General features: G+C 53.7%; 4 protein-coding genes and 2 pseudogenes. 2 read left to right on the plus strand and 4 right to left on the minus strand.

All coding sequences use genetic code 11. The features are described 5' to 3' along the window. Positions 1 to 499: alpha/beta fold hydrolase (locus GEU01_RS19025; protein WP_026018882.1), on the minus strand; the 499-nt coding region annotated here is incomplete at its 3' end. Positions 500 to 1,452: 953 nt separating this feature from the next. Here GEU01_RS19025 and GEU01_RS25000 point away from each other — a divergent pair. Both GEU01_RS25000 and GEU01_RS23365 read left to right on the plus strand, forming a co-directional pair. Beyond that, positions 1,453 to 2,391, plus strand: a complete 939-nt coding sequence (locus tag GEU01_RS25000) for a replication protein RepA (protein WP_010515665.1) — start codon at positions 1,453 to 1,455, stop codon at positions 2,389 to 2,391. Positions 2,392 to 2,478: 87 nt separating this feature from the next. Next, positions 2,479 to 3,162, plus strand: a pseudogene (locus GEU01_RS23365) (IS630 family transposase); the annotation flags it as partial. Here GEU01_RS23365 and GEU01_RS27075 read toward each other — a convergent pair. From GEU01_RS27075 to GEU01_RS25005, 3 genes and pseudogenes are all read right to left on the minus strand, one after another. Beyond that, a pseudogene (locus tag GEU01_RS27075) lies at positions 3,157 to 3,682 on the minus strand (IS3 family transposase); the annotation flags it as partial. The pseudogenes GEU01_RS23365 and GEU01_RS27075 overlap by 6 nt on opposite strands. Positions 3,683 to 3,726: 44 nt before the next feature. Then, positions 3,727 to 4,425 (minus strand): hypothetical protein, encoded by a 699-nt coding sequence (locus tag GEU01_RS19035; protein ID WP_019087337.1) that lies wholly within the window; start codon positions 4,423 to 4,425, stop codon positions 3,727 to 3,729. Further along, positions 4,422 to 5,096: a ParA family protein gene (locus tag GEU01_RS25005; protein WP_232272625.1), complete on the minus strand. Its 675-nt coding sequence runs from the start codon at positions 5,094 to 5,096 to the stop codon at positions 4,422 to 4,424. The genes GEU01_RS19035 and GEU01_RS25005 overlap by 4 nt, the downstream gene beginning before the upstream one ends. Positions 5,097 to 5,763 lie beyond the last annotated feature (667 nt).

Below are 5,763 nucleotides of genomic sequence, written 5' to 3' on the forward strand. Positions count from 1 at the left end.
GGGCAGGCTGGATCAGAAAAAACCACCAGAAATAGCGTCGGGCGAATTCCATATTGGTCCGGGCATACATCGTTGCTGTCGGTGCGATATCGATCAGCACCAGTTTTTCCACCGACTGCGGTGCATCCAGCGCCATACGGTGCGCCACCCGTCCGCCCCGGTCATGCCCGACAACCATGAACCGTTCAAATCCAAGCTGGTGCATGACGCCAACCTGATCAGCCGCCATGGTCCGCTTGGAATAGTTGGCGTGATCCGTCCCACCTTCAGGCTTGGCGCTATCACCGTAACCCCGCAGATCTGGGGCCACGATGGTAAAGCGTTTCGCCAGTGCGGGCGCAACCTTATGCCAGGTCAAATGCATCTGCGGATGACCATGCAGCATGAGCAGCGGCGGTCCGTTTCCGCCGGTAGCCGTGCGGATCCGCACGCCATTCACCTCGATATCCCGCCAGCTAAAGCCCGGCAATAGATCGGGGAATTTCCTGATTGCGGTCATGCTTTCACCTGCATTCGTCCAGTGGCACACAGCAAAAAAGCAGAATATCAGGAAACCAGTATTTCCCCTGATGAAGACCTGTTGATTATCTCCCTGCCGCGACTCACAACGGCGTCACTGGGTAGATCAGTTGGGATATCCGAGAGGGTCGATTCGCAGAGTCTCCGGAAATAGACAGGGCCATGTCACGCGTGATCACGGACGTCAGCCCCCAGTGTAACCACAACATCCAGATGAGGACTTTGGCGGGCGTAGCCCACGCCACGACATTATCCCGAGAGACCGTAAAACGTACATCGACGGAGCCAGCGTCTCAGCGCGCCACCCGACCAAGTGAAAGTTCTGAACACCTGTTCCAGTCTACATTCCCGCCAGAGTCCTCATGGAGTTTCTTTCAGAGGCAAAAACTGAGGACTCTGGCGGGAACATGCGACGCGCAAGGTTAATTTCTGAGATATGCCGGAAATCTGGAGCCGAAACAGATCGCAAAACGGTCCTCGAAGTGAGGACTCTAGCGGGGTTTTGTGCGTCAAAAACAGGTTTATCCGCCGAACATCAAGGAAAATCGGGCTGTTAGAAGCCTCCTAACCTGAAAATTTCTCAGTTTTGAGGACTTTGACGGGGGGCCAAATTAGCGCTATCTGCAAATCGAGGACTCTGACGGGAAACTTGATGCCCTCAGAGATACCGATTCGCTACACCTCCCTTTTGCGAGGTGACCAACAGGGTACTGAGGACTGTAGCGGAAAAACTGAGGACTCTAGCGACACGTGCTTACGGAGCAAGCACGATTCGCATAAGTTATCCCGAGGACACTAACGGGACAAACTAATATTAGAATACAATTATCTTTAACTAGTATTAGATCCCGCTACAGTCCTCAGAGACATTCTGAACAAATCCGTGCATCATGGTCGCAGAATCGAGCCAACATACATATACCTAGGGGAGCCATGATGGCGGAAGTGCATGACTTGCTTCAGGAGCATGGTCGACAGCATGTACTCCAGCTAGACATGGACCGCCGCGTCGTTGATGCGGCCGCCGCATATCTGACGGACGAAGATGCCGGACTAGGTTTCATGTATAGCGGCTGGGCACAAGCACCGCTCCCACATAAAAAACAGCCCGACTCTGCACCTTGGCAAGTTCGCACCGACAGAGTTACCCTTCTCGTAGAACCAGGTCGACGAACGCTTCCGAATGGGGAACTTCAATGGATTGGTGTCCCATACGGAAGTCGAGCCAGACTTATACTGCTATATCTGCAAACCGAGGCTCTAAGAACCCAGAGTCGCGAAATTGAGCTCGGAAAGTCGCTTCGCGACTGGCTTAAGAAGATGAACATCTCTCCTGGCGGCAAAACGATAGCCGACGTAAGAGAGCAGGCACTCCGCATCACGCGCTGTCGTCTCACTTTCGAGGTCCAACAAGCAGGAAAGTCAGCATTAGTACAACAACTTATAGTCGACAAAGCACTGTTTACGGAAGATGGCGAGGACTCTAGCGGGGGACAACTTTTAGCGCGGACGAAGCTAAGTGAAACATTCTACGATCAGCTTCGTCGACATCCTGTTCCTATTCAGGAATCCGCAATTCGAGCGATCAGTAAACACTCGATGGCTTTAGATATATATTGCTGGCTTGCATATCGGCTGCATGTCCTCCAGAAGGACACGCCAATCACTTGGAAGGGTCTTCACGCCCAGTTCGGCGCTGGCGTAAAACGCCTAGACCATTTCCGTGATACCTTCTGCGCTCAACTCAACTTGGCGCTAGCAGTATATCCAGAGGCGGTAGTCAAACTGAGTGCTGTGGGCCTAACATTAGTTCCCTCACCTCCACCTGTTGAACCAAAACGCACGGTAGTCGCGTTTCCTAGGTCCCGCTAAAGTCCTCACTCAACGTAGACGATGAAAACGTCTGAGTCGCATAGAGGCAAATCAGTAGGCTAATTGCGGACGAACAGTCGAAGATAGCCGCATCGGGCTGAAACCTTCAAACTGTCGACGGACCCGCTATTTGTCGACAAGGTTCGGGATATTGTCGGTCTTTACATGTCGCCACCGAACCGCGCGATCGTGCTGTGCGTCGACGAGAAATCCCAGATCCAGGCGCTGGACCGCGAACAGCCAGTCCTGCCCATGATACCGGGCGTGCCGGAACGACGTACCCATACCTATCTCCGGAACGGTACGACGTCGCTGTTTGCAGCCCTCGACATCGCAACAGGTGCGGTAATCGGCAAATGCTACAAACGTCATCGTACCACGGAATTTCTCGACTTCCTGAAACGTATTGATGCCGAGATGCCTGATGACCTGGATGTTCACCTCGTGATGGATAACTACGCCACACATAAAACGACCACGATCAAGACGTGATTCGCGCGCCGCCCGTATTGGCATGTTCACTTCACGCCCACCTCAGCTTCCTGGATCAATCAGGTAGAGCGCTAGTTCGCCGAACTGACGCGCAAGCAACTCCAACGCGGCGTGCATCGGTCAACAACTGCACTCGAAGCCGACATCACAACTTTTATCGACGCACATAACAAAAACCCACGGCCGTATCGGTGGGTTAAATCAGCCGACCGGATCCTCGCCTCGGTGAAGCGCTTTTGTCATAAGACAATGAGCCGAACTTCAGATTCAGGTGACTAGTACTAGGCACTCTCGCGTGTAGTCGTCCTCAACGGTCAGCACGCGGAAGCGACATCCGTTGTCCAGCGCTAATTAGGACCGTCGGGCACCGGCGTCGGCGAGTAGGTGCCCATTTCTTCCTGTTTCTGGCCACCACACTAGTGGACCGACAACCCTTCCTTGCGATACAACCGGAACAGCTTCTTGTGGATCAGGATTACTCCTTCGCACTCCAGAAAGATGTGCCGACCCTGATAGGGAAACTGGCATCGTTCGCCCGCAAGGTGGCGCGGTAGGCCGCGCACCTCGGTATCACATGGACGGTATGACGCATAACGCCACGTTCTCGGGTCGACGGTGATGAGACTACAGGCCCGCCCCCGCCGTTGCGAGTAATCCCGTTTGGACATCGCCTTGGTCAGAGCATTACGCCGTAATGCCGGGCGTCTCACGAGTTTCCTACTTGCTGCTCCTCAAGCTTCGAGACCTCCAGCCCACCGTATTTCGATCGTCTTGTGTAGAAGGTCGCGTTGCCGATCCCCTAATAGATGCAGGGGTTGGCCTCCTAATGCTCTCTCGGAACTTTTACTCGTCACTGATAAGTTCATCGATTTCACGTAAGCGCTTTCGGATGGAAACAAGCTGTTCCAGCATTTGGCGCCTGGTGGATCTAAGGCGCCGCGCCTCTGTTACGAGCGCGGCAAAATCAACATGAGATGCAGGCCGCTTGATTGACTTTCGGAATGCTATGATTGCAGAACGAGACGCGCTGGGTCCGACGAGGCCCTTCTCGCGCGCCGCTTCAAGTTCCTCTGGTCCCAGCAAAGTCAGCTGATACGCTGCACTATATGAACCCGGTAGTGACGTCTCGCTAATTCGGCCACTATCCACCATGCTTGCGATCCGACGCAACTGGGAGGCCACCGGTTCGGAGAAAGGGAAAAAGCGTTCGAAACTGGCTTTAAGACGGTTTTTTTCTTCTCTCGAAAAAAGTGCATTTTCTAGCGTATTTAATGCTCGGCCGATTTCCAGAAAGGAACGCGCAGCCTTTTCCCACGCAGATGTTACGGCGCGCTGGGTATCAAGAATGATCCGGATGCGGCCCTCGTCCTTCGCAAGGTCCGTTCCGGAAAATACTGATGCAATTGTCTCCAGGGTTTCAGAAGATACGGTGGTGAGTTCATGTAGCTCGCTAGGACGCGCATCAGATGGCTGTATTTCGTCAGCATCAAGGCCCTGCAAGGCTCGCAGCGAGATGCCGCGCGTCGAATTGGCTTTGCTCACAGGTCCAACTCCTGTCGCAAGTATGACCAGAGTGCGCCAAACGCTTCCGCGTTTTTGGGCCGACTTAGATCCATGACGCCTAACCCTTTACCATTTGCGAGTGATATTTCCTCTGCTTGGGCGATTTCTACGGGACACACGGGTCCGACATTTAGCAATTTGGAGCGGATAGTCGCGTAGGAACGAGTTCGAATGTTTGCCCGATTAATGATGAACGCTGCTTTCGCACCGCTCTGTTTCAAATGGCGCATCCACGGTATCACGCTGTCTAAATCGTCTTGGCTTTGCTGGCAAGGAACCAGAACAAAGTTAGAACCTTCACACAAGCCCAAGATTGCTGTCATGTTGATTTCGATCGAAGGCGGCGTGTCGATGACAATAAAATCGGCAGAGGATTGCCTCGCCATTTTCAGGGTAGACCGCCAGTCATCAAGGGACGCGCGATGTACAGGAATATGGGACACGGCCGGAATACTCGCACGGACGCGTTCCCTGCGTTCCGCCCATGTGGCTAGAGTTGCCTGTTTATCCATATCCAGTCCTAATACTTGTCTGCCAGATTGAGCAGCTAAAACAAGTATATTCCGGGATAACGACGATTTTCCAACACCACCCTTTGGCGATGATAGCATCACGATGGATTGTTTTGATGGAGAGGAATGTTTTGTCATTGGGACCTTATCGATGCAGGAGTTCCGCGGACCGCCACCGTATAGAAGGAGTTTTTACAGGACAGCTTTCTGAAGACAAGAGAAGAGTTCCAAATCTTTTACGCCGTAAAAATTTTACCGCGTAAAACGCTTTTTTCTGTTGATTTGGTGCGTTGCTTGCGCAGGACGTATCGTCTGGGGCCACAGTTAGTTTACCTATGGTCGGGAGCGCCAGAGCTTTGAGCCGATTGCCCATTGTTTGCCGAAGAGGAATGGCCAAAAAAAGGTCTAAATAAGACAAAACTGCACCAGATCGGCCAGCACGCCGCAAGGGGTAGCTCCTCCCCGTGCTCGGCGTCTGCGTCGCCTGCGCGCGGGTCCGGTGCTGCCGCTACGCGGCACCCTTGCCCCGCACTGCCCGACCCGGTCGCGATAAGAGCTGAAGGAAAGAGTAATCAGGCAATACAACCTGGTTAGCACGCCCGTTCCTGACATCCCGAAAACCTGACCCGAAAACATCCCGGCCTGCAGAAGCAGTGCCGGGCGCCGGCGTTTGTACGGAGCACGGCCATGTCGTTCCAGCTCAACCTCTTCGGCACAACCGCTCTCGCAGATACCCAGAACGACCTTTTCTGGGGCGAACTTGAAGGCGAAGATGGCTCGCCCCCTGTCTTGCCGGCCGCGATGG

Origin of the sequence: Komagataeibacter europaeus LMG 18890 (assembly GCF_000285295.1) — a bacterium.
Lineage (GTDB): Bacteria > Pseudomonadota > Alphaproteobacteria > Acetobacterales > Acetobacteraceae > Komagataeibacter > Komagataeibacter europaeus.

Coding starts and splice junctions, on each gene's coding strand:
- GEU01_RS25000 (WP_010515665.1), top strand. CDS start 1,453: ATGATGGCGGAAGTGCATGACTTGCTTCAGGAGCATGGTCGACAGCAT.
- GEU01_RS25005 (WP_232272625.1), bottom strand. CDS start 5,096: ATGACAAAACATTCCTCTCCATCAAAACAATCCATCGTGATGCTATCA.